Consider the following 21085-nt stretch of genomic DNA (forward strand, 5'->3'; position numbering starts at 1 on the left):
AGCCCATCGGAAACGTCCCGCCAGCAGAGGCCGAAGCAAACTTCTATGCAGCTATGGAAACCTCAGAAATGGCCGCGTAGCTTATATCAACCAGCCTCCGGCAAACCCGGTGCGGTTCACTCTCCCCTCCGGCGGTCCAGAGAATGGTATCGGAGCATCTCCAAACGGATGGTCCAAAGTCGAGTCTCACACCAAATAGAGCCTGGACCCTCCAAACTGTTGAAGGGAAATCAAGGCTAAGGTCATGGGCTACGTGTTGGCGCCATCCGACGGTGTTTTTTCCTCGATTTGACCGGCTATCAAGTAGTGTTCCGGGAGGTTGACTGGTGCATAGCCTTTTGCCATGCGCTGTACCACCGAATTGTGCAGCGATGAGCCGTCCTCAATCTTTCGCCGCTCACCAAGTGGCAGATAGAGTCCAGCTGATTCGCTCTTTGCTGGAAAGCGCCGCCATTTGAGGCGCTTGGGTACAATTTCAAATGGCCACCAAAATGATGTCAGAGAGTTGTGCGTCGGCCCGGTCGGGTTCGGTTCAACATAATAGTGTTCGCTGCCCGCAAGCGGTTTGCCAAGCGCTAAATGTGCGAAGACGGATTGTCTAACCTCCAAGCCATGCGCCTCTGCCTCCCTTGTCATCCATATCAATGGGTACTTTGCAAGTTGGCTTTCCTTTTCGGCATAGCCCCCACCTACATCTGAGTGGTCACCTGCAAACCATACAGTGAGTTGGTCCTGCGGATCCTCTCCCTCTTGGAAAGGATCGGGCTTGAATAGTTGGCCATCTGTCCATTTGTAGAGCCGGAACATGCTACGCCGCTCATCAATCGCAGCAGCTTGACGAAAAACCCGGACACTGGGATTCTTTTTTGTGTATGGCAAATAAGCTAGACTTGGGAGTCGAAAGGCGCCGGAACGGGTGAACACGGACGCGACGGTATCCCAAACGCCGAGGAAGTGTATTGGTACTCGGCGTCCCCCGATTATACGCCTAAAGTGCCAAGCTATTTCCAATTCGTTTTCATAGTTTGCGCGCTTATAGGCCTTAAGAGCATACCGTGTCAGATTTGCTTGATCCGGTTCAATAAGGCCTATGAGATGGATCAGTCCGGCCAAAGCACGTGCAGTGTATGCACCACGGCTGAAGCCAAAAAGGAATATTCGGTCGCCTTCCTGGTAATTATTTACAAGATACTGGTATGCTTCGAGTATGTTTTCATCGAGTCCCCAACCGGTAGCCAACCCAAAAACAGACATCGTTCGCTGAGCGATCGGACTCCAATCACTAACCAGTGAAATTGTCCCGACGCCGGGGTGGTAAAAGACTCTCTGCTTCCGGGAATGATCACATATTCTGTATAACTTGAGAACGTTTGTGAGATCAGCTTTCACCTCATTGCTCGTACCATCGAGAAGCAGCACAAGATTTCTTGGCATATGCTTCTCTCTAAATAGAATTGTGTTTAAGTTTAAAGAAAAAGAGCATGTTAGTCGCTTGTTCCGCTTTTCGGGGATTTAATCGGAGCGTGCCGGCAATTGTTCATCGCGAGCCCGCAAATCGACAAAGGTGAAAAAAACAATTACATTAACTGCTCATGCGTGGACCTATCTTTCCGGAACGGAGCGATAAGATTTCGAGCCCTCCCTTTTGGCCGAAGCCGAGGGCAACGCCCGCTATGCAGTCCACTGCATCAATTTTCTCCTCCGATTGCAATCTCGATCCACGGCTGTGTTCTATTCGCCGGTAGCACGACATTGTAATTATAATTCTCTCTGAGAAGATGGTCGTTCCAGACGGCTGCCTCTTGATGTGCTGAATTGAAGAATAGGGTTATAGGAAGTCTATTGGGGCGTAGCTTCAGAATGCGTGCGATCGATTGAGGCGCGGGATGTTTGTGTCTGGCACCGGTCGTTGAGATCACCCATCGTTTAGATTCTATTAATTGTGCGAACCCCGGACTGGTGTTGCGGTCTGCACCGTGGTGCGGAAGGAAGGCTAGATCAAAGCGTTGGTTCTGGTCTCGGTTATCGACTCGGAGCGCCGTAACGATATCCTCTGCATGCGAATCCGCAGCGACCAAAATCCGAATTTCTCCGTGCTCGAGGACAAATGCGATACTTGAGCCATTCGTCGTGGACTCGTCTTCAGAGTGACTAGAAGACGCTAGCGTTTCGACATCTGGAACACTGCTGTCACCCATGACGACTGCCCCCATTGGCCTAACAGATGTCGTCAAATCATTAATCTCTTGCGTTGGCCAGTCGGAGGCAAGGCGTCGCAACCCTTCGATGGTAGGGCCAAGCAACCTCAATCGAGTGTTGGCGCCGAGAGCGACATCTACAGGTTGTTCCGAGCGCACCACCGCTTTGTTGGCAAATTTGGCGTTCCAAGCCCAGCCACTCTTTGCAATTAAGTTGGCAAAATCGTCTCCTTGTCTGGTTGAGAGGGGAACCGCATTTGGCGCGGCGCAACGTGAGGCGTCGTTGAACCATACTTCTCGTACGATCTCTCTGAGTTGCTCGTCTCGTGCGATCGCCAGTGCTCCCTCGATATGATCTGCATCAATGTGTGTAAGTATGAATAAATCGATCTTACGATCTTTTTCGGGCAGGGTGTTTAGGAAAGCCCTTAGATTCTCGACTGCTTCCCGGCGGCCACCATCGACGAGGATGTTGACGGAACCAAGGTAGTCTCGGCATTGTATGAGTATACAATCGCCGTCTCCAGCGCGCATCACGGCGATCTCAATGCGAAGCGAGTCTTCAACCTCGGGCTGGCCTGACTCAGCAGGCTTGTCAATTTCAACTATTCTGCTGCCCATGCGGCCTCTTATGTTAATGGGAGTTTGACCTCTACGTCGACACCGGCGGCCAATTCGAGCTTCATCAGAGCATCGACGGTCTGCGGGGTCGGGTCGACGATGTCGATGAGCCGCTTGTGAGTGCGGATTTCGAACTGCTCACGGCTCTTCTTGTCGATATGCGGACCGCGGTTCACGGTGAACTTCTCAATCCGAGTCGGCAGCGGAATGGGGCCGCTAACATTCGCGCCGGTACGCTTAGCAGTAGATACGATCTCGCGCGTGGAATCGTCCAGGATGCGGTGATCGTACGCCTTGAGGCGGATGCGGATAGTGTTGGAGGGAGTCCGATTGCCACGCCCACGGTTTCTGGTCTTCCGAGTAGGGTGTGACGACGAGCCGGACATTTGCGGTGAAGATAGCGCCGCCGTTCGGCGCAGCGCTGAAATCTGTTGTGTCTTAGCCAACAGGTTGTCTGCGAGAACGGCGCCTCGAAGAACTAGATGTTTAGTAATCAGTTCTTCAATGTTTTTTTTTTTGAAGCGACTACATTCCGCCAGGCTGCGCGATCCTCAAGTTTAGGGAACCCGAGATAAGTTGCGGACTGGCCGCCTATGTAGGAAGAGTGCAGCATATTATTGACAGCACTTACGTCGGAGGCGAGCGTAGGGTCTGAAGGGCCAGACCGCGCAATATCGACCAAAATGTTGAAATGATCGTTGAGGAGGCGCAAGGTTTCACCAAAAATAGGTCTTCGCAAAGCACTGATTTTTATCGCGGAACGGATCAAGTGGAAGAAGCTTGCTTTATCTTCGTGTTTCGTGCCTGCCTGAGCCATGTTGATAAAAGCCTTGAGCAGCGCAATGTCCGCAACTTGATCGTCCGCCATTTTGAGCGCTGCCAATACGGCTGAACTATACCCGCTCAACAACTGTCGATGGATGAGGATGGCATGGCCTGCTGCGACAGTTGTAATAAGTTTATGTGTACGGTTTCCCGCACCTGAAGGGAACTCCGATTCCAGGAGTCGCTTGGCAACCAGAAACGAGGCGGCTGGATTGCCGTGCTCGTTGAAGCCCCAAAAAGCGCCGGGGAGACCCGTATCCAGTATCGCGCGCGGAACGAAGCGTTGATTTGGACCGCTGTTGTCACGATCGAGGTACACAGTTGCGCCGTTTACTACATAGGCAGCAGGACCGTCATTATTCCTGACAACTGCATAGTAGCGGAAGGGGACCTCCTTGAACTCGGCTTCCGCCTCGATCAATAGGACTGCCCCCTCGTTTCGAACGCTAACCTTAGCTTCATAGGGTGCCCATACTTGAAAGTCAGGTGGCACCACAGTTTCGCTTGTAGGCGGACTCCACCCAAGTGTAGCGCCTATGTGATTTAAGCAGTCAACATAGGCCGTGTCTGCGCCTTCTTCGACTAGTAAATCGGCGAATGCCCCACTCGGCGCTGCGATACGGAGGCTCAGTTTACCTCTGAGCCAAACAGGCAACTTCCGATCTATTTCCAGGAGGCCTTCATGACGCTGGCCCTCAGGGGTGTATGCGACGACGAAAAGCGGAGGAGGTGGAAGATGTGGGCCGGCGTTTGGCATATGAGTGTGATGGGCCATTTCATCCTCCCGTATCTATAGTGTGATCTTCGGGTAAAAAATCTGTTTACGTATTTTTTTACTTCCTGGATCGAAACAAAAATCGTGACTCTTGCGGCTTAGCCGAAATTCGAAAGGCGCCGTTTCGGTTTCAGATGAGATCTGAGTCCCGCTTCCGTCCGCAACGGCATGGCAAATGTTTGCACTAGGTGGCACAATTTTATCGACATCGACCACGGACTGCGGATTGTCCGTCACCAGAATTGAGTCGGAATGAAGTCTTAGCGGTCCTTCCGTGGATCCGCCAGGAAGACGTTGGTGTTTCAGCCAACGATTTACCAAGGCTGCTGAGCTCTCAGTAATCTCCGCAGCGAGAATTGGATGCCCCCTGTCGCAATTATGATCATATCGAGCGCCGAACCCGCTAAGCGCGGCTAGAAAAGCGCGCGTCCCAACCGCATGACCTCTGCACCCAGCGTTGAGAAGCGATGGCTCCGGACGGTCGACCCAATAGGCTCTCTTGCCGGAGCTGGCGGAATAAAACACCAATGCATTGTCGCAAAAGCTGTATGATAAGCCAATACCATCAAAATCAACCGAGCTGTCCCCAAGTGTTCGGCAGGCGTCAATGAAGCAGTACACTGGAAATCCATCAGTGATCACATTGATTAGGTTTAGGGCTCGCGACCAGTCGAGGCCGTTTTGAGCTTGTTCATATCCGCGGGCAGCCCCGTCAACGTATAGATTTATAACTTTCCCATTTTTAGCGCGTTCGCAACCATGCCCGACCCAATGGAGCACGCCGGCCCCTTCGTCGACTTTTATGCGCTCAGCCCAATCGAGTAGTGCATTTTTACAGTTGTCGAAAGTTGGACGTGCAACTTTAAGAGAGCTTCCCGTACCGTCGGAAACGACCACCGTGCCTTGACTATCGGAAGCGAGGACAGTGATGGTCGAGAGGGCATAAGGCTCCGAGAACTGTTTTGGTTCATACCAAAACGCTGCCAACTCATCGGTAAATTTACCGGCTTCGACGAGATTATCGAATGATATATATGCTCCCACTACTATGATGAGCACGTGAACCGGTTTCTGGTCGGTTTGTAGATCGCGATTTACGACAGTGGTCATGAACAGTCTTGAACGTAACAGTTTGATAAACGGGCACCATTGATGAGCCGCAATGGTAGATATTATTGCGCTACTGAAGGTTGCGCGCAATGTGATTTCTCCTCCCGCGGCAATTCGACTTAAAAGTGCCGCAGAAAATGCGCGGTTGCAACAAAAAGGTGAAGACCTACGCTTCATTCTCGCTAAGATCTCGTGCGCTTTTGGGCTGAAACAACGTTTGAGATTCAAATTGGTAGAGGCTCTACTTCGAATGACAGTTGTCGACGGGAATTGAGTGCCAGAATCAAGACACGCGCGCTCCGCAATGAATTTTGGCCCTACTTTTCGGAGTTTCGGCGCATCAAAAACAACAAGATACCAATAGATGCGCCATTGATGGCCCGTGAATTGCAAGTTGAATGGATTGGCGAATGCCATTTCTATAGCACGGAAATTTGAGTTCAGATGAAATATGCCGGAGCGAAAAATTACGAGTTTCACCATGTTCGCAGACGTTGCATGCAATCGACCGATGAACACTTCGTCGCCAACGACGTCCAAAGGCTCCACAGTCGTCCGTCTTTGATAAATAAGCACGTAGGCTCCGAGAACTGCTTCGAAGTAGCTATTTCACGCAGTAATATGACCCGAACGCACTTTAAGGAGCGAATCGAACCGCTCAAACAATGCAAGACAAATCCTCTCAGAAAACCTGCAGCAGTCAACGATGTTCCGCTTGAACTCGACATTCGCCAGTGGACAACGAAATATGGGGGCATCTGTTAAGAATTTCGATGTTTTGTTTGTATTCCACGCAGAGGCATAAATGCCATATTCGAACATCTGCAGTTATTCGCTGAAGTAAAGTAAGTCGGACATTCAGCTTTCGCTCATCTTCGAAATGGTGTAGCGGAAATATTGGGGAGCCGCTGAATATTTGCTTCTGCTGTTGCCATATGCGTTTCAATGGATGTTCCCTTTTCAAATATCCACCCCTCGGCTCGGGCGATCTGCCCCAGGTCTGCCGTGGCGAGCTTGACGTAGCGTTGCCATTCCTGGCTCTTCCAGCCGCCCTCGTGCGCCAGCCGCACTACGTCCTGCGTCTGCGCGTAGAACCAGGTAGCCCAGGAGTGGCGGAAGATGTGCGGCGTGATGCGGGCGCCGTCCAGGCCGGCCGCTTCCACCGCCCGGCGCACCGCATATTTGATCTGCCCGCCGTAGCTGTCCGACATAGGGAAGTGGGAACCGTCCTTGCGTCGGAAGACCGGCCCGGGCTTGCCGACGGTGTCCAGCGTCGAGAGCGCAGCCGTTGTGCGTGAGATCAGCGTCACGCGCCGCTCCTCGCCATTCTTGGTATCCCGGAGGATCGCGAAGCGGCCATCGAGCGACACGTCCCGTCCGTCCAACGCCAGCGTCTCACCGACGCGACTACCCTGTCCAAGGAGGAAGGTCGCGATTACCGCCATGTGCGGATTCGGATCGGCCGCCAGCGCCTCGATGATCCGATTGCCCTCGTCCGGCATGATGAAGACGGTGCGCTTGGCACCGCCCGCTGGAGACTTGAACCGCGGCGGTTGGCAGAGCTCGTCCTGGGCAGAAAGGTTCATGATTGCCTTGACGGGTGTGTAAAGCTGGCGGCGGATCGTTGCGGGCGCTGCCTTTGGAAAGAGTATGGTCGCCGCCCGGCGCATTTCCGCGTTGCGGATGTCGGCTACCGGCGTGTCGCCGAAATACAGGATCAGGCGATCGACGAACCGCGCTTGCGGCTTGTGGTCGAGGTAAAGCGCGGCCGCTTGTGCGAAGGTGATCCCAGTTTCCGGATCGATGGTCGCCGCTGTGAGCTCGGCGATGATGCCGGTCAGCGCCCGTTTCGCCGCAGCCTTGTCACTTTCGCCAGTGCTTCGTTCGACGCGCTTACCGTCGATCGTCCCGCGCGCGATCCAGAATGGTGAGTTCTGCCTTTTGACGAGCTTGAGCATTTGTCCTCCGGGGCGAACAGTTTTTCGAGATCGGCCGGCGTAAAGAAGATCGCGCGACCAACTGCACGGTAGCAGCCGATGCGCCGAGCCTTGGCGCGCAATTCCCGCTCAGAGATCTGCACACCGATTTTCCCCATTGTTTCCACAACCGCAGCGGGGGTGAGGTAGTCGATCAGGACGCGGGACATCATCTTCCCTCAAGTTCGCTCATCATTGCTCGCAGGAACCGAAGCACGCGGGGCCGGTCGATCTTTGCGGCGGCGCGCAGGTATGCGCGGTAGGTGGTCAGGTTGCCGAGCTTCCGCTGCGCCTGGCGGAGACGGCTGTTCTCTAGATCCAGCACCATCTTCTCGGTAATCGGCGCTCCGCTCTCGGCCTCGATGCGTCGGGCGATGACGGCGGGTGTCTCGCCCTGGTCGAGTAGGGCCATGACGGCTTCGGTGCGCGACGGGTAGCCGAGGCAGGGTTTCCGAGCGCTCATAACGTCACCCCGCCGCCAGTAGCCGCACGGCATCCGGCAGGTCCTCGGGTTCGCCATATTGTTCAAGCAGGGCATCTTGCTTGCCCCGAAGCTCGTTGAGGAACTCCAGAATGTCGCGCTCCAGTTCGGCGATCATCGAGGGATCGCGCGGTATGCGTCGGCAGTGCATCTGCATGCGCTCGGGCAGCCGCGGGTCGAACGACACGAAATCGCACCAGGTGCGGCCCGCGCAGGCCATCTGCCACTGCATCTGTTTCATGTACCTGACGTCGATGTTTGCGCCGAGCAGGGTGTCGATATGCGTTGCTGTGTTGGGGCACTTGATCTCGACGAGCCCTTCATCGCCCACAAATCCATCCGGGCTGGCGCCGCTCCCGCCAATAGTGGGATGCAGCACAAAGCCAATTTCCTCGACCATCACGTCATTCATGAAGCTGTAGGCGGCTCGCGCTTCCGGCTCCATGTCGGTTCCCCACTGCATGGCGCCATTGGCGATGGTATCGCGCGGCGTTCCGGTCAGTCTTTCGGCCAGCAGTTCGGCCATGTAATTGGCGCGACTTGCCCCCCATCCAGTTCTTGTCCTTGCTGTTGCGTCCGCGATGCGGGATGCGGTCACCTTGCCAAGGCGGGCCTGTACCCATTCCTCGCTGCGCTGTTCGATGCTCGCAAGATGGTCAGTCATCGTTGCCGCCTTCCTGCGCCTGCTTGCGCTTCTTGGCCTGCAAGGATGCGACGGCACGGCGGAACATAATCGCCGGCATGGCCGGGATGCTTTCGATCTTCATGTATCCGCAGAAGGCCGCAATATCAGTGCCTGTTTCCTCGATCATAGTGCGCAGCACTTCGGCCTCGCCTTCGGAGATCGGGCCGGTATCCTCTGCCTTCTTCCCGTCATCATCCGGCGCGGCGGACAGACCGAGCGCAGCCTTGAGCGTGTACCGCTGAAGATAGGTGACGGTAGATCCGATGGCCTGGATGCTGTTCTTATTCCCGCTCTCGTCACGGCCGGCCATGAGGGTGTTTTCCTCGAAGTGGCCCATGCGGTGCGAAATGATGCAGGTCACGGAAATCGGTGCATTCGGCTCGGTCACGGTGCGGAACCGATAGGAAAGGCCGAACTTCGACAGGATCGGATTAACTACGCTGGCAATGGTCGCAAGGTCTTCGTAGTCGTAATTCGTGCGGCCCTTGTTCGTGGTGAAGTCGACCTTCCGGCTTTTCGTGATGGCCGGGATTTCAGCCTTGGCATTTGCCATTGCGTCATCGAATGCCCTACGAGCCTCATTCGCCTCGTAGCGCTCCTGCAGGAGTAGAAGCTTTTCAAGCGTCTCCGGGCTGGCATTCGTCTGCAAGGCGCGGTCGATCATCGCCATGGGCGTAACCGGGGCCAGTGCCTTCGGTTCTTCCATGGGGATCAATTCGGCCTGCTTTTCAGCGGTCGCGTTCATGGTCATTCCTTGTTGTCGGTCAGGTTGAGGTAGAGCCGGCGCGCGGTGCGCCGCGCATGCGGGCCGATGTCGCGTTGCATCTGCCGCTCGAGGTAGTTGAGCGCATGAGCGCGGGGCATGAAGAGGACTGCTTGGGCTATGGCCCTGGCGTCCAGTTCGTCCCATGCAAAGCTCGTCTGCGCCGTATCGGAGAGTGCGGCGCTCACGCCGCCACCTCGGAAACCTGTTCATCAGCCCATTCGCGGGCGTCGTAGAGCTCATCGGAAAGCGCTTCCCAAAGGCGCTCCTTGAAGCCGTCGAGCGCGGCGGGTGTAGCGTCGTGGTCACCGAGCGAGCAGGCGACAGAAACGGCATCCAGCAGGGTCGGCACGAAGGCGTCGAAGATTTCCTCGGCGTACCGGATGGCAAGCTGGGCGCTTTCGGCCTGGTCGAAGTTGCCGTTCACGGTGAGCGGCTGGATGTTGGCCTTCACGCGCGAAAGGCGGGCTTGGGTCCAGTCGATTGCGTTGGTCAGCTTCTGGCGATCGGCGGTCATGCGCTTGTCTCCCGTGTTCATGGGAATATAGTACAAAGCGTACTATTGATGGTCAAGTACAAAACGTACGATACCTGAATCCGTGATCTTTGCGAAAAAGTCCGGTGCTTGGCCGGGCGGAATCACTAGGTGAGTAGGGGGAAGCTATTCGCCTTTGTCGGCAGGGCCGGGCAACGGTGAAAAACGTCAGCCGAGGAGTCCGGCGCCGGTCATTTCAAGAAGCCAAAGGATCTCGCAACTCGCTCAATCTGGGTGCAGTGCGCTGTTTTCTGGCTTTGGGTAAATTGCTCTGTTTCGCGGACCGTTCCGCTAACAAATAGGTTCATGTTCGACATGAATTCCATATCGTCTGCTGCGACATTCGTTTCGATAAAAGCAGCAATTGCGCTTTGATCGAACGAAAACCCACAGGCTTCCTCTGAGCCAATCACAGTCCCCAAATTTTGCGCGACATCGAGGCTGCCGGCTGACGAGGGAAATGCCATCAGTACTCCTAGGACTGTGAAAGCTAGGTGAGTTCTGCAATTCACCTTCTATCCCCGCGGCTTAATCCAGTCGATTGGAGCTGCCCACTCAACCACAACGTCCAGAATGTCCGCATATTGTGCATTCACGCTCTGCAGCGTCCAGAAGCCAGGCCGAGATCCCGGTCTGATGATTTTGACGAACACCCTGCCGTCAGCAAGCTGAACAACAGCGCGTTGGTTCACCATGACGTCGGGTGGTAAGTGCCGAGAATAGTAGATCAGTGATCCATCCTCGATGGCCGGGAACATCGAAACGCCATCAACAACCACGGCAATTGTTCCTGGTCGAGCCTCAGGCGGCATCGGAGCCTCATCCCAATCGTCGTTATCGATGGCCTCTACTTGTTGGCCAGCTCCTACCTTTCCTTTGAGGGGGATGGTCCGCCGTTCTGCCGATGCTGCTTCGCCCTCCCCATAAAGTATCCAGCCAGCACTCACACCGAACGCATCAGCATAAACCTGTGCCATCTTCTTTGAGATCGGCCGGTTGCCGTTCTCGTTGCTCGTGATGGTGTTCTGGTTGATCCCGCGAACGCGGCGTGCCGCATCCGCAGGGGATTCATACCCGGCGGATGCTCTTGCTCGCCTCAATCTGTCCTTCGGCTCTTCCATGGGAAAACGCATAGCGTACGTTAATCGTTCATTGCGTACGATTTTTGTTTGACCGTGATTAGTACGTATTGTACGAATGATGCGATGAGCACGCCGCGCGACATTGAAGATCTGATTTCCAAATGGCCTTCGATTGGCGATTTCGCATCCGCCATCGGGTGCGGATACGAGGCGGCGCGACAAATGCGTATGCGCAACTCCATCGCGCCGAAGCACTGGACGAATGTAGTCAGCGCTTGCGCGGAAAATGGCGTTGATGGGGTCTCACTTGAATGGCTCGCAGACAATCGAGCTGTATCTGCAAAGGAGCCCGCCGAATGAAACGCCGCAGGCTCTCCGACGATACCACCACCGCGCGCGAGTTCCGCGACACGATGGAAGGGTGGGGCGATGAACGCCTGCCGCGGGCGAACCGTGCCGCCTTTCTGACCGATGGTGCGGCTCGGATCGGCTGCGGTGTCGTCATCCTCGGATTGATGTTGCTAGGTCTCAACGCTTTGCGCGCTGCGCTGGTTGGCTTGGGGCTAGTGCAATGATTTTCGACGGCCGCACACGACCTCCCAGTGCGGACGAAGCCGGTGGCGCTTTCTCCTTCCAAGCGTCACCGGCACTTCTTGCCTTTTCCGGGCCCACCTGTCCGGTGCCCGGTCGGGCGATGCGGCGGAGTGGAAGTCACCTGAACTCTGACCTGTTCGGCTCCCTTCTTCGCCGCATCGTTCCCAAGAGAAAACGGCTCAGGCCAAGTCCTGTTGTCGTTTGCGGCTCTGACCAGCCGCGCATTCCCTTCGGTCCGTCTGACCACGATCCGAAGCACTGTACCGAGTTTAACGAAAGTCATCCGTAGCGGCTCCTTCCAACCGTGGTTTCAGCAAACCACGGAAAGGTTGTCCGCGTGAGCAAACGTTTTGACGGATTGGACAAAATGAGTGTCGCAGTAATCAAACAGGCCAAGTGCATGGCTGAGTTCATTTTGCAGCGGGAACACCGCGGCCCAGGGGACACGATCGACGCGGCGATGCACCGCGTGGAACGGGCTCACGGCATTCCAGCAACTTGGCTTCACAGACTGCGATATCGCGAAATCAAGGACATGCCTGCCAGCACCTATGTCGCGCTGACCAAGGCATACGAGGCAGCATGCGCGCGGGCGGAGCGTGCATACGAATTGGAACGGGCAAAGCATGAGACTGATACGGCGGTGGTGCGGATGGCTGATCTTGTGGCTGGAAAGAAATAGGAGGCGCCGAAATGGCTGAAACCATCGCGGCTGGCCAGATCCGCGCCCTTGTCGAGCGCGTTGAGCGCATCGAGTCCGATGTGCGTGAGCTCAACGCCGACAAGTCCGAAATCTACAAGGAAGCCAAGTCGATGGGCTTCGACGTCGCGACATTGAAACGTGTCGTCCAGCGGCGCCGCAAAGACCCGACCGAGGCGGACGAGCAAGACGCCATCTTCGACATCTATTGGAGTGCTCTAACCGGTCGTCAAGGCGCCGAGCCTCGCGTGCGCGTGCACGTGCACGCGCACGAGGAAGTGCCCCAAGCTGCAGCCGAGCCGGATCCGGTCCCGGTGTTCTCGGCCAATCCCAAGCCGCTGCGCGAACACTGCCTGTCTCCAGAGAACTGCGCCGGATACGGCTCGCGGCATTGCCACCGGTGTCTCACGGCTGCGGCTGTCAGTGAGAAGGCGAACCCGGAGACAATCGATGGCTGATCTTTTTTCGCCCCACATGACCATGGAAGCGCAGATGCAACCGATCAAGGACACCTTCCTTGGTATGGCGCACATCGCAGGCACCGGTCCAAAACAAAGTACGTGCCGGGAATGCGCTTATTGGTTCCCGACCGATGCCACCAGGAACCGCGGGAAGTATCTGTATTCCGGCGATGGCGAGCAAATGCATCTGCAGCCGGCTCGGTGCAACAAGCCGATCGCCAACAAGGCCGATAGGCGCGTTCCGCCTTGTGCCAAGGCGTGCAGGCTATTCGAGCCGAATGAAGACGCTCCTGCGCTCGTCCGAGAATATCTGAGGAGCCGCAAGAATGGCTAAGCCTGTTCCTAGATCACAGTTGGCGTTGCTGCGCTGCCCGGAGCACTGACCATGATCCTGCCGCCATTTTCCAACGACAGACCACCACCGCCATTAGCGGATATCGTGGACGCGCTCGACACGCTCATTCGCGAGCAACGTACCTGGCTGCATGATTTTGGCCCGGGCGCAGCGAGGAACAAGCGCCATGGCGCCATGTCGGTCGAACAGCACCAGCACAAGCTGAACGCGCTCCTGTGGGCGCGCCGGGGCTATGCAACAGCATTGGAACGAAAGGCGGCGGCCGAATGACCCGCGTTCGCCGCACACCGGAAGGGCTCTTGCAACAGGCTGTGGTCGAATTCCTCGACCTGGCTCTGCCGGCGGGCTTTCGCGCGTTCCATATTCCCAACGAGGGGAAGCGGTCGAAGATCGCTGGCGCCATCGCCAGGAAGGAAGGCTTGCGGGCAGGGGTGCCGGATCTGTGCATCGTCCGGCATGGCGGATGGTGTGCATTCATCGAATTGAAGCACGGGCAGAAGAAGCCGACTGAAGAGCAGGTCGAATTCCTGGACTGGTGCGCCGAGCATGCCATCCCTGCGGCTGTCTGCCGGTCAGTGGAAGGCGTGCGCGACCAATGCCGCGAATGGGGCATTCCGCTCAAGGGAGTGGCGCGATGAAACTCTCCGCCGCTGTCATCGACGCCATGGTCGCATCCGGATGCACAGCCGAGCAGATTGCCGCGGCCGTCAAGGCATCGCTCATCGAAAATGAGGAGCGGGCGGCCGAGAAGCGTGAAGCGAGCAGGGTAGGGAACCGGGAGCGCCAGGCTCGTTACCGCGCGAGAAAAAACGCAGAAAAATCAACCGCCCGTAACGCAAATAACGCCGTTATGCAGCGTGACACGCGTGACACCCCTTCCTCCCCGGAGGTTTCCCCCCACACCCCCCTTCCTAACCCCTCTAACCCCATACCCCCTTCGCCCCCTAAAGGGGGCTCTTCCCCCACGGGATCGGGTCAGTTCGCCGATTTCTGGAGCATCTACCCGCACAAGGTCGGCAAGCGGGACGCCGAAAAGGCGTTCGTCAGGGCGCTTGGCCGTGCACCGTTCGAAACGATCATGGACGGGCTTCGCCGGTACGCTTCGAAAACCGATGACCGACCGTGGTGCAACCCGTCCACGTTCCTCAACCAGGACCGATGGGAAGACGCGCCGGCCGATGCTGCACCAAGGCACCAAGGCCGACCGCCGCCACGTCGTGAATCGCCCGACAGTTTCCGCGCCGCCCTCAAACGACACGCAGGCATGACCGATGAACCAGCTCACGACACCACGAGACACGACCACTCCGGCTACGGAGGCGCAGATCTCGCAGGCTCTGGCCCTGTTATCGACCTCCTTGCCGTATCGGGACGAGGGCGACGGTGAACTGCGCACACGGGCGTATCTCTCAGCCCTCCACGGAGTCACGCGCTATGGCTTGAGCCTCGCCACGCAGGCGGCGCTCAAGGGCGAGCACGGATCGAAATTCTTTCCATCCACGGCAGAAATGCGCGGGCTGTACGATACCGCCATGCGACCGGTCCACGAGCAGCAGAAAGCGGAACGCCGCGCTGCAGCCGACGCGCATGAACGTGAGACATATCAGTGGGCCATCAACGCGCCTCGCGCCTCAACCGATCAGATCACCCAGCGGTTCCGCGATGACAATCGCCGTTCGGAGCGTGTCCTCGAGGACACGCCGCTTGGCCGTTCCATCGCCAAAGCGCGTACCGCGCTCCTTGGCCGCCAGATCATCGCGGAAGGCGTCTCCATGGAAGGTTTCAAGCGCGGCGCAAAAGAACACCAATGGGGTGAGGGCGCGTCCTATTCGCCCCTCCTGAAAACTGTCTATCGGTGAGGTGATAAATTGCCCTGGTATGCCATTCGCATTTCTCCCGGTGCCGCTCGGCAGAACATGCGCTACCGTGGCCATGTTGGCCCGCGTGGCGGGTTTCGCCTTGAGCGGTATTCGGACGAGACAGAACGCACAGCGATTGAGGCGGCTTTGGACGATGCCGGCATCGAGCACTATCTGCCGACCGAAAAGCGGGAGATCCGGCAGCGCGCCCATACCAACAAGTTCAAGGACGTTCGCCATCCGTTGATCCCGGGCTACTGCTTCGTTCGCAACCCGCCAGACTTCATGTGTTTCGACAGCATCCCAGGCGTGATTGGTGTCCTTGGTATCCGCGGCGAACCATCCATCATTCACCCCCAGGCCATCGCCATGCTCAAGAATGCCGAGGCTGAAAATGCGGAGCTGCTCGAAAAGCAAAAGCAGAAGCGCCACGAAGCCCAGAAAAAGCTGACGCGGGCGAGGGCGTCACAGCTCTACCCCGTCGGCTCAAGGATCAAGGTACAGTCGGATCTGCTCGGGATCGTCGATGCCCGTATTACCAGCGTGACGGGACGGAAGACCGTCAAGGCCGTGGCCGAGTTCCTCAATGGACTGGTCGACATAGAGGTCAGGATTGACCAGATAAGCGACGTCGCCTAGATTCAACCCTCAATGGTGATTTGTGCGCGGTGGATTCGTCCCGGCACGTTGCGGAGCTTCACCGTCCGCGTAAGGCGAATTGCGCCTGAAGTTTCCTTCCAACATCCTGGGTCAAGCCAATGGCGCTCACCGCAAAGCAGCGCCGCTTTGTCGACGAGTATCTGGTTGATCTCAACGCGACACAGGCGGCCATCAGGGCCGGCTACAGCGCGAAGACGGCTGCCGCTGTCGGTCACGAGAACCTTAAGAAACCTGATATCGCTGCCGCCGTCCAGGAACGACAGGCGAAGGCAGCCGAACGCGCGCAGATCACCGTCGACAATGTCATCGCCGGGCTTGCCCTTGAGGCGCGGCGAGAAGGCGAGGGCACGTCGCACGCGGCTCGCGTTTCCGCATGGGCGGCGCTCGGCAAGCACCTCGGCATGTTCAAGGACAAGGTAGAGGTGTCCGGACCCGATGGCGGGCCAATCGAGGTGTCGGATGCACGCAAACGCATCGCTGGCCGAATTGCTAAGCTCTCTGCCGGAAGCCGACAGGGCGGCAGTTCTGGCGGATCTGACGACGGATGAAGCTGAAGCTCTCGAGTACGATTGGCGGTTCTGGGCGCGAAAGAACCAGCTTGCTCCGGAGGGTGATTGGCACACGTGGTTGGCGTTGGCAGGTCGCGGCTTCGGCAAGACAGAAGCCGGAGCGCAATGGGTACGCGACAGGGTGAGCTCAGGTGCGCGGTCGATCGCGCTGGTGGCCGAGACGCAGAAAGACCTCGAGGAGGTCATGGTCGCGCGCATCCTGGCAATTCATCCACCAGATGAAGCGCCGAAAGTCCGCTACAAGCCGGTTCGCCTGCAATGGCCGAATGGCGCCCAGGCACTGGGTTACAATGGAACCGAGCCGGATCAGCTACGCGGGCCCGAGTTCGACACAGCCTGGGTCGACGAGCTCGCCAAGTACCGCTACGCCCGCGAAACATGGGACATGCTTCAGTTCACGATGCGCGCAGGGACTGACCCGCGCGTATTCGTGACGACAACACCAAGGCCGATTCCGGTCATCCGCGAGATCGCTGCCGATCCAAAGACGGTTATCACGCGAGGATCGACCTACGATAACGCCGCGAACCTTCCGGCGCAGTTCCTGGACAAGCTCAGGAAGAGGTACGAGGGGACGCGGCTAGGCCGGCAGGAACTTCACGCCGAGGTCCTCGATGATTTGCCCGGCGCTCTCTGGACGCGGGCGATGTTCGACGACCACCGCGTTGCCAGAACGCCGGACATGCAGCGCATCGTGGTCGCGATCGATCCGTCCGGAACCGCTGGCGCATCGGATGATGGCGACAGCATCGGCATTGTGGTCGCCGGCAAGGGCATTGATGGGCGCGGATACGTTCTCGCGGACAGGTCCTGCAAACTGAGCCCGGATGGCTGGGGCAGGCGGGCTGTCGCGGCCTATCACGAGTTCGATGCAGACCGGATCATTGCGGAGCGGAACTTCGGCGGTGCCATGGTTGAGCACGTCATCAAGACGGTCGATCGAATTGTCTCCTACAAGGAGGTGACGGCCAGCCGCGGGAAGGTAGTTCGCGCCGAGCCGGTCGCAGCGCTCTACGAGCAGGGGCGCGTTTCTCACGTTGGCGCGTTCGATGCGCTCGAGGATCAGTGCTGCATGATGGGACCGGAAGGTTTCATCGGCGAGGGATCACCGGACAGGCTCGATGCGATGGTCTGGGCTCTAACCGACCTGGTCGTCGAGGGATCCTCTTACTCGCTCAATGCTGTCTACTAAGGACCAGCGATGACCTCATTGGCACGCATGATGGACGGCTTGCGCAGCTTCACATCCGGTCTGGGCACCAGCCGCGACAAGCTCTCGACGGTCGCTTATGCGCAAAACCTGATGTCCGATGCCGAATTACTGGCGGCCTACGAGACCTCGTGGCTGGTCAGCAAGGCCATCGATATTCCGGCACAGGACGCAACACGCGAATGGCGCTCCTGGCAGGCGTCAGAAGATGAAGTCGAAAAGCTGGAGGCCGAAGAAAAGCGCCTGGCGCTTCGCCAGAAAACCAAGGAAGCGTTGACCCTTGCGCGCATTTGGGGCGGTGCCGCTCTCCTGATCGGTGATGGAACGGATGGAGCTGAGCCGCTCAACTTGAACCGCGTCCGGCTTGGTGGTCTCAAGTACGTCCAGGCGTTGACGCGTTTCGACCTGTCCGAGGGGGATATCGAGGACGATATAGAAAGCGAGTATTTCGGGAGGCCGCGTTTCTATCGACTCAACCTGAAAGGCATGCAGCCGGAAATCCATCCCTCGCGCTTGGTCATTTTCCGCGGGGCGCACCGGGCGCGCATCGGCGCCCTGTCGCGAGTCCATAGTTGGGGCGACAGCATCGTCAATCGCATCTACGAGGCGGCCACCGCTGCGGATAGCACGCACAAGAATATCGCGAGCCTAATCTTCGAGGCCAAGGTCGATGTCGTGCGGGTGCCCGACCTGATGAGGCATCTTCAGACCATGGATGGTGAGCAGCGCCTTCGCGACCGTTTCTCGTTTGCAGCGATGGCCAAGGGGATCAACGGCACGCTGATCCTGGATAAGGAAGAAGAATACCAGAGCAAGTCGGCATCCTTCACAAACCTGCCGGAGGTCATGCAGACCATGCTCCAGATCGTCTCTGGCGCTGCCGATATTCCGGTCACGAGGTTCCTCGGACAAACGCCGTCCGGCCTCTCATCTACTGGTGAGAGCGATCTGCGTAACTACTACGATAACGTGAAGGACAAGCAGGAGAACGAGATCGGGCCGGCGATGACCATGCTCGATGAGTGCCTGGTCCGCTCGGCGCTTGGCGCACGGCCGCCAGAGATCCACTATACCTGGGCTTCTCTCTGGCAGATGTCGGAGAAAGACCGTGCGGAAATCCGCGAGCGGCTCGCCAACTCGATATCCAAGCTGGCCGACACCGGGATCTATCCAGGAGAAATTCTTGAAGCGATGCACACGGCTGCATCGGTGGACGCAGGCCTGTATCCCGGCCTTGAGGCAGCGCTCGATGAATTCGCTGCGGAAGCTGAGGGCTTGAGCGAGGATGATGATGGATTACTCGCTGGCAGACCTGACGCCGAAATCGAAACAGAGACAGGGCAGAGTGATCCTGCCAGGGATTGAGGAAAGCAACGGCGCGCGGCGCGCCTACCAGGCCGAGCTTCGCAAAATGCTTGTCGGCATCCGCGCGGAGACGGCACCGATTGTTGAGCGATACGCCCGTGATCGCGCTTTCCGCGATGCAGATGAGTTCTGGTTCAACAGCCTCGCAGCGATGGCCGCCAAGTTGGCTTTTCATGCCGAGAAGATGGTCTACAAGATCATCGGGCTGGAGGCGAAGAGGCACACCGAAACTTTCGTGCGCCACGCGCGCCGGGTTCTTGGCATCGACCTGACTGCCCTGATTCATCAGGAGGATTTGGCTGATCTTGTTCGGTCCATAAACGGCCGGAACGCATCGCTGATCCGCTCACTTTCAGACGACGCGAAAAAGCGGGTCGAGCAAGCGGTCTATGAGAGCTGGACGAGCGGGCAGACCGCGAAGGAGTTGCAGGGGCGCTTGAAGAGGGAGTTCGGCGTTTTGGATCGAAGGGCAAAGCTGATCGCCCGCGACCAGATGGCCAAGATGAACGCGGACTTCAATCAGCGTCGACATGTGCAGGCTGGCATCACGAGCTACATCTGGACCACCAGCCACGACGAGCGAGTTCGGACACTGCATCGCAGCCTGGATGGCAGGCAGTACAAGTACGGAAAGCCGACAGGCGCCGAGGGCGGGATGCCGCCGGGCAAGCCAATCGTGTGCAGGTGCATCGCGCGGGCTGTTGTGGAGTTCTAGAGCCCGAGCAGTTTCTTGACATCGACGGGCATGTCGGTGTCGCTCCAGAACGGGTTTTCACCGCGCTCCAGAGCATCGGCGATGGCCTTCTTTTCCGGCGGGGCGGTGTGCTCGAACGTCATGTCGTGGAGCAGCGAGATCGCTTCGTCCTGGCGCTGGAGATGCTCCTTCATCTCTTCGACCTTGATCGTCAGATCTAGGATCAAGGTCTTGAGTTCGCTGAACTGATCGGGGGTCATCGTGGCCTGCTCAAATTGTGCCGAACGGCGCGCGGCAATCGTGCGCGCGGTTATCAAGCCTAAGACGTGGCGCAAGGAAGTGCAATTCGTCGCGTCCAGCCTGGTCCAGGACGCGAAGGCGGTCATCATCCGCCGGAGGCCAGTGAAATGACCCAGAAATTTGTCGATGCCGCAGAAGTCGCCGGCACGCGGATCACCAAGGATGGCTACCTGGTTGGCCATGCGCGGACCGCGCGCACCGGCATTCAGACCTATGCCGGATGGGAACTTGGCAAGCCCGAGCTCGAGCGCGTTAATGTCTATCGCCCGGAACGCAGCGTGTTTGCCAAGGACAGTCTGGCCTCGTTCGCGGGCAAGCCGATCACCGACAACCATCCTGACGAGATCGTGAACGCCGAAAACTGGAGCGACTATGCGCGTGGCCAGATTGGCGAGGAGGTCGCCCGCGATGGCGAGGCGGTTCGGATTTCCCTGGCGCTGATGGACAAGGGGCTCATCGACAAGGTTCAGGCCGGCAAGCGCGAGCTTTCGGTCGGATACCGTGCCGAACTTGAGTGGGTCGATGGCGTAGCGCCGGACGGAACACCATTCCAGGCAATTCAGAAGAACATCTTTGTCGATCACGTCGCAGTGGTCGATCGGGGCCGCGCAGGCCCGGATTTCCGCATCGGTGACGGTGCGGGTGACGGCGGGAGAGACCGCACGAACTGGGGCGCGACCCCATTCTGCCATGCAGATCAGAAAGGAGCCGACATGTCGGACAATCTGCGCACTGTGATGGTGGACGGTCTCAAGGTCAAAACGACCGACGAGGGGGCCGCCGCTATTGAGAAACTGACCAAGGCTCTTGCCGACGCCGAAACTGCGAAGGCCGATGCCATCGCGGCCAAGGATCGCGAGATCGCTTCCAAGGATGGCGAACTGGCCAAGAAGGACGCCGAGATCGACGCCCTGAAGGGCAAGGTTCTCGACGATGAAGCCATCGACAAGCGGGTGGCGGATCGTGCCGCCCTCATCGACACGGCCCGCAAGGTCGCCAAGGACGTCAAGACCGATGGCCTGACCGACGCGGAAATCCGCCGCGTCGCCGTGGCTGCCGTCAAGGGCGAAGGTGCCATCAAGGACAAGGCCGACGCCTATGTGGATGCCATGTTTGACATCCTCGCCGAAGAGGGCAGCAAGGACACTGTTCGCGATGCGCTCAAGGGCAATGGCTTTGAAGCCCCTGCCGACGCCATTGCGGCTCGTGATGCTGCGCTCGAAAAGCGCATCAACGACCTCAAAACCGCATGGAAAGGTGAATAACC

Annotated in this window: 28 protein-coding genes; 14 read left to right on the top strand and 14 right to left on the bottom strand. The window is 57.8% G+C overall.

The genetic code is table 11. The annotated features are described in order from the left end of the window. Positions 1-249: 249 nt before the first annotated feature. From CSC94_RS12580 to CSC94_RS24240, 13 genes are all read right to left on the bottom strand, one after another. The gene (locus CSC94_RS12580; RefSeq protein WP_099306706.1) at positions 250-1434 is read right to left on the bottom strand and encodes a DUF2235 domain-containing protein; all 1185 of its coding nucleotides are present in this window, start codon (positions 1432-1434) and stop codon (positions 250-252) included. Between the two features lie 254 nt (positions 1435-1688). Further along, the gene (locus CSC94_RS24225; RefSeq protein ID WP_133122883.1) at positions 1689-2819 is read right to left on the bottom strand and encodes an MBL fold metallo-hydrolase; all 1131 of its coding nucleotides are present in this window, start codon (positions 2817-2819) and stop codon (positions 1689-1691) included. Positions 2820-2827: 8 nt separating this feature from the next. Beyond that, a complete protein-coding gene (gene rpsJ / locus CSC94_RS12585; RefSeq protein ID WP_099306898.1) occupies positions 2828-3130 on the bottom strand; it encodes a 30S ribosomal protein S10 in 303 nt (100 codons plus the stop codon). Between the two features lie 182 nt (positions 3131-3312). Next, positions 3313-4065 (bottom strand): hypothetical protein, encoded by a 753-nt coding sequence (locus CSC94_RS24230; protein WP_133122884.1) that lies wholly within the window; start codon positions 4063-4065, stop codon positions 3313-3315. A gap of 369 nt (positions 4066-4434) precedes the next feature. Further along, on the bottom strand, positions 4435-6105 hold the full coding sequence (locus tag CSC94_RS24235; protein WP_133122885.1) for a hypothetical protein: 1671 nt from the start codon (positions 6103-6105) through the stop codon (positions 4435-4437). A 293-nt stretch (positions 6106-6398) separates the two neighbouring features. Further along, positions 6399-7487 carry a tyrosine-type recombinase/integrase gene (locus CSC94_RS12595; RefSeq protein ID WP_099306708.1) on the bottom strand — a complete coding sequence of 363 codons (1089 nt, stop codon included), beginning with the start codon at positions 7485-7487 and terminating at the stop codon, positions 6399-6401. A 187-nt stretch (positions 7488-7674) separates the two neighbouring features. Then, entirely contained in the window at positions 7675-7968 is a 294-nt protein-coding gene (locus CSC94_RS12600; RefSeq protein WP_133122886.1) for a hypothetical protein, read from the bottom strand. Positions 7969-7972: 4 nt separating this feature from the next. Continuing rightward, entirely contained in the window at positions 7973-8650 is a 678-nt protein-coding gene (locus tag CSC94_RS12605) for a lambda exonuclease family protein (protein WP_099306710.1), read from the bottom strand. Then, a complete protein-coding gene (locus CSC94_RS12610; RefSeq protein WP_245408343.1) occupies positions 8643-9416 on the bottom strand; it encodes an ERF family protein in 774 nt (257 codons plus the stop codon). The genes CSC94_RS12605 and CSC94_RS12610 overlap by 8 nt, the downstream gene beginning before the upstream one ends. 2 nt (positions 9417-9418) lie before the next feature. Then, positions 9419-9622 (bottom strand): hypothetical protein, encoded by a 204-nt coding sequence (locus CSC94_RS12615; protein ID WP_099306712.1) that lies wholly within the window; start codon positions 9620-9622, stop codon positions 9419-9421. After that, the gene (locus tag CSC94_RS12620; protein WP_099306713.1) at positions 9619-9951 is read right to left on the bottom strand and encodes a hypothetical protein; all 333 of its coding nucleotides are present in this window, start codon (positions 9949-9951) and stop codon (positions 9619-9621) included. Before CSC94_RS12620 ends, CSC94_RS12615 begins: the two co-directional genes overlap by 4 nt. A gap of 209 nt (positions 9952-10160) precedes the next feature. Beyond that, positions 10161-10436: a signal recognition particle gene (locus tag CSC94_RS12625; RefSeq protein WP_099306714.1), complete on the bottom strand. Its 276-nt coding sequence runs from the start codon at positions 10434-10436 to the stop codon at positions 10161-10163. 48 nt (positions 10437-10484) lie between these two features. Continuing rightward, entirely contained in the window at positions 10485-11090 is a 606-nt protein-coding gene (locus CSC94_RS24240; protein ID WP_133122887.1) for a LexA family transcriptional regulator, read from the bottom strand. An 84-nt stretch (positions 11091-11174) separates the two neighbouring features. Between CSC94_RS24240 and CSC94_RS12635 the strand changes: the two genes are divergently transcribed. From CSC94_RS12635 to CSC94_RS12695, 13 genes are all read left to right on the top strand, one after another. Then, positions 11175-11411: a hypothetical protein gene (locus CSC94_RS12635; RefSeq protein WP_099306716.1), complete on the top strand. Its 237-nt coding sequence runs from the start codon at positions 11175-11177 to the stop codon at positions 11409-11411. After that, positions 11408-11626: a hypothetical protein gene (locus CSC94_RS12640; protein WP_099306717.1), complete on the top strand. Its 219-nt coding sequence runs from the start codon at positions 11408-11410 to the stop codon at positions 11624-11626. Before CSC94_RS12635 ends, CSC94_RS12640 begins: the two co-directional genes overlap by 4 nt. Positions 11627-11982: 356 nt before the next feature. Further along, on the top strand, positions 11983-12327 hold the full coding sequence (locus CSC94_RS12645; protein ID WP_245408344.1) for a hypothetical protein: 345 nt from the start codon (positions 11983-11985) through the stop codon (positions 12325-12327). An 11-nt stretch (positions 12328-12338) separates the two neighbouring features. Beyond that, entirely contained in the window at positions 12339-12803 is a 465-nt protein-coding gene (locus CSC94_RS12650) for a DUF2312 domain-containing protein (RefSeq protein ID WP_099306718.1), read from the top strand. After that, a complete protein-coding gene (locus CSC94_RS12655) occupies positions 12796-13140 on the top strand; it encodes a hypothetical protein (RefSeq protein WP_099306719.1) in 345 nt (114 codons plus the stop codon). The genes CSC94_RS12650 and CSC94_RS12655 overlap by 8 nt, the downstream gene beginning before the upstream one ends. A gap of 51 nt (positions 13141-13191) precedes the next feature. After that, on the top strand, positions 13192-13431 hold the full coding sequence (locus tag CSC94_RS12660) for a hypothetical protein (protein WP_133122888.1): 240 nt from the start codon (positions 13192-13194) through the stop codon (positions 13429-13431). After that, complete coding sequence (locus CSC94_RS12665) at positions 13428-13799, top strand: VRR-NUC domain-containing protein (protein ID WP_099306721.1); 372 nt, start codon at positions 13428-13430, stop codon at positions 13797-13799. The genes CSC94_RS12660 and CSC94_RS12665 overlap by 4 nt, the downstream gene beginning before the upstream one ends. Positions 13800-14432: 633 nt before the next feature. Then, on the top strand, positions 14433-15020 hold the full coding sequence (locus CSC94_RS12670) for a hypothetical protein (RefSeq protein WP_099306722.1): 588 nt from the start codon (positions 14433-14435) through the stop codon (positions 15018-15020). A gap of 9 nt (positions 15021-15029) precedes the next feature. Continuing rightward, entirely contained in the window at positions 15030-15659 is a 630-nt protein-coding gene (gene nusG, locus CSC94_RS12675) for a transcription termination/antitermination protein NusG (RefSeq protein ID WP_133122889.1), read from the top strand. 119 nt (positions 15660-15778) lie between these two features. Then, positions 15779-16228, top strand: a complete 450-nt coding sequence (locus tag CSC94_RS12680; protein ID WP_099306900.1) for a terminase small subunit — start codon at positions 15779-15781, stop codon at positions 16226-16228. Continuing rightward, positions 16140-17441 (top strand): DNA-packaging protein, encoded by a 1302-nt coding sequence (locus CSC94_RS12685; RefSeq protein WP_099306901.1) that lies wholly within the window; start codon positions 16140-16142, stop codon positions 17439-17441. Before CSC94_RS12680 ends, CSC94_RS12685 begins: the two co-directional genes overlap by 89 nt. Positions 17442-17450: 9 nt before the next feature. Beyond that, a complete protein-coding gene (locus CSC94_RS12690; RefSeq protein WP_099306724.1) occupies positions 17451-18824 on the top strand; it encodes a DUF1073 domain-containing protein in 1374 nt (457 codons plus the stop codon). After that, complete coding sequence (locus CSC94_RS12695) at positions 18745-19539, top strand: phage head morphogenesis protein (protein ID WP_099306725.1); 795 nt, start codon at positions 18745-18747, stop codon at positions 19537-19539. The genes CSC94_RS12690 and CSC94_RS12695 overlap by 80 nt, the downstream gene beginning before the upstream one ends. On the opposite strand, the gene CSC94_RS12700 is transcribed toward CSC94_RS12695, so the two are convergent. Next, positions 19536-19907: a hypothetical protein gene (locus CSC94_RS12700; protein ID WP_133122890.1), complete on the bottom strand. Its 372-nt coding sequence runs from the start codon at positions 19905-19907 to the stop codon at positions 19536-19538. The two genes, CSC94_RS12695 and CSC94_RS12700, sit on opposite strands and share 4 nt — an antisense overlap. A gap of 18 nt (positions 19908-19925) precedes the next feature. Between CSC94_RS12700 and CSC94_RS12705 the strand changes: the two genes are divergently transcribed. Next, the gene (locus CSC94_RS12705; protein WP_099306727.1) at positions 19926-21083 is read left to right on the top strand and encodes a DUF2213 domain-containing protein; all 1158 of its coding nucleotides are present in this window, start codon (positions 19926-19928) and stop codon (positions 21081-21083) included. Positions 21084-21085: the final 2 nt, after the last annotated feature.

The sequence above is a fragment of the Zhengella mangrovi genome (assembly GCF_002727065.1).
GTDB lineage: Bacteria > Pseudomonadota > Alphaproteobacteria > Rhizobiales > Rhizobiaceae > Zhengella > Zhengella mangrovi.

Bases quoted from the DNA above. Each gene is read 5' to 3' on its own strand.
- CSC94_RS12665 (WP_099306721.1), top strand. From the start codon at position 13,428: ATGACCCGCGTTCGCCGCACACCGGAAGGGCTCTTGCAACAGGCTGTG.
- CSC94_RS12655 (WP_099306719.1), top strand. From the start codon at position 12,796: ATGGCTGATCTTTTTTCGCCCCACATGACCATGGAAGCGCAGATGCAA.
- CSC94_RS12625 (WP_099306714.1), bottom strand. From the start codon at position 10,436: ATGGCATTTCCCTCGTCAGCCGGCAGCCTCGATGTCGCGCAAAATTTG.
- CSC94_RS12685 (WP_099306901.1), top strand. From the start codon at position 16,140: ATGCACGCAAACGCATCGCTGGCCGAATTGCTAAGCTCTCTGCCGGAA.
- CSC94_RS24240 (WP_133122887.1), bottom strand. From the start codon at position 11,090: ATGGAAGAGCCGAAGGACAGATTGAGGCGAGCAAGAGCATCCGCCGGG.
- CSC94_RS12640 (WP_099306717.1), top strand. From the start codon at position 11,408: ATGAAACGCCGCAGGCTCTCCGACGATACCACCACCGCGCGCGAGTTC.
- CSC94_RS12620 (WP_099306713.1), bottom strand. From the start codon at position 9,951: ATGACCGCCGATCGCCAGAAGCTGACCAACGCAATCGACTGGACCCAA.
- CSC94_RS12660 (WP_133122888.1), top strand. From the start codon at position 13,192: ATGATCCTGCCGCCATTTTCCAACGACAGACCACCACCGCCATTAGCG.
- CSC94_RS12635 (WP_099306716.1), top strand. From the start codon at position 11,175: ATGAGCACGCCGCGCGACATTGAAGATCTGATTTCCAAATGGCCTTCG.
- CSC94_RS12670 (WP_099306722.1), top strand. From the start codon at position 14,433: ATGAACCAGCTCACGACACCACGAGACACGACCACTCCGGCTACGGAG.
- CSC94_RS12595 (WP_099306708.1), bottom strand. From the start codon at position 7,487: ATGCTCAAGCTCGTCAAAAGGCAGAACTCACCATTCTGGATCGCGCGC.
- CSC94_RS12680 (WP_099306900.1), top strand. From the start codon at position 15,779: ATGGCGCTCACCGCAAAGCAGCGCCGCTTTGTCGACGAGTATCTGGTT.
- CSC94_RS12600 (WP_133122886.1), bottom strand. From the start codon at position 7,968: ATGAGCGCTCGGAAACCCTGCCTCGGCTACCCGTCGCGCACCGAAGCC.
- CSC94_RS12705 (WP_099306727.1), top strand. From the start codon at position 19,926: ATGACCCAGAAATTTGTCGATGCCGCAGAAGTCGCCGGCACGCGGATC.
- CSC94_RS12695 (WP_099306725.1), top strand. From the start codon at position 18,745: ATGATGATGGATTACTCGCTGGCAGACCTGACGCCGAAATCGAAACAG.
- CSC94_RS12605 (WP_099306710.1), bottom strand. From the start codon at position 8,650: ATGACTGACCATCTTGCGAGCATCGAACAGCGCAGCGAGGAATGGGTA.
- CSC94_RS12650 (WP_099306718.1), top strand. From the start codon at position 12,339: ATGGCTGAAACCATCGCGGCTGGCCAGATCCGCGCCCTTGTCGAGCGC.
- CSC94_RS12690 (WP_099306724.1), top strand. From the start codon at position 17,451: ATGACCTCATTGGCACGCATGATGGACGGCTTGCGCAGCTTCACATCC.
- CSC94_RS12580 (WP_099306706.1), bottom strand. From the start codon at position 1,434: ATGCCAAGAAATCTTGTGCTGCTTCTCGATGGTACGAGCAATGAGGTG.
- CSC94_RS12610 (WP_245408343.1), bottom strand. From the start codon at position 9,416: ATGAACGCGACCGCTGAAAAGCAGGCCGAATTGATCCCCATGGAAGAA.
- CSC94_RS24225 (WP_133122883.1), bottom strand. From the start codon at position 2,819: ATGGGCAGCAGAATAGTTGAAATTGACAAGCCTGCTGAGTCAGGCCAG.
- CSC94_RS12700 (WP_133122890.1), bottom strand. From the start codon at position 19,907: ATGATGACCGCCTTCGCGTCCTGGACCAGGCTGGACGCGACGAATTGC.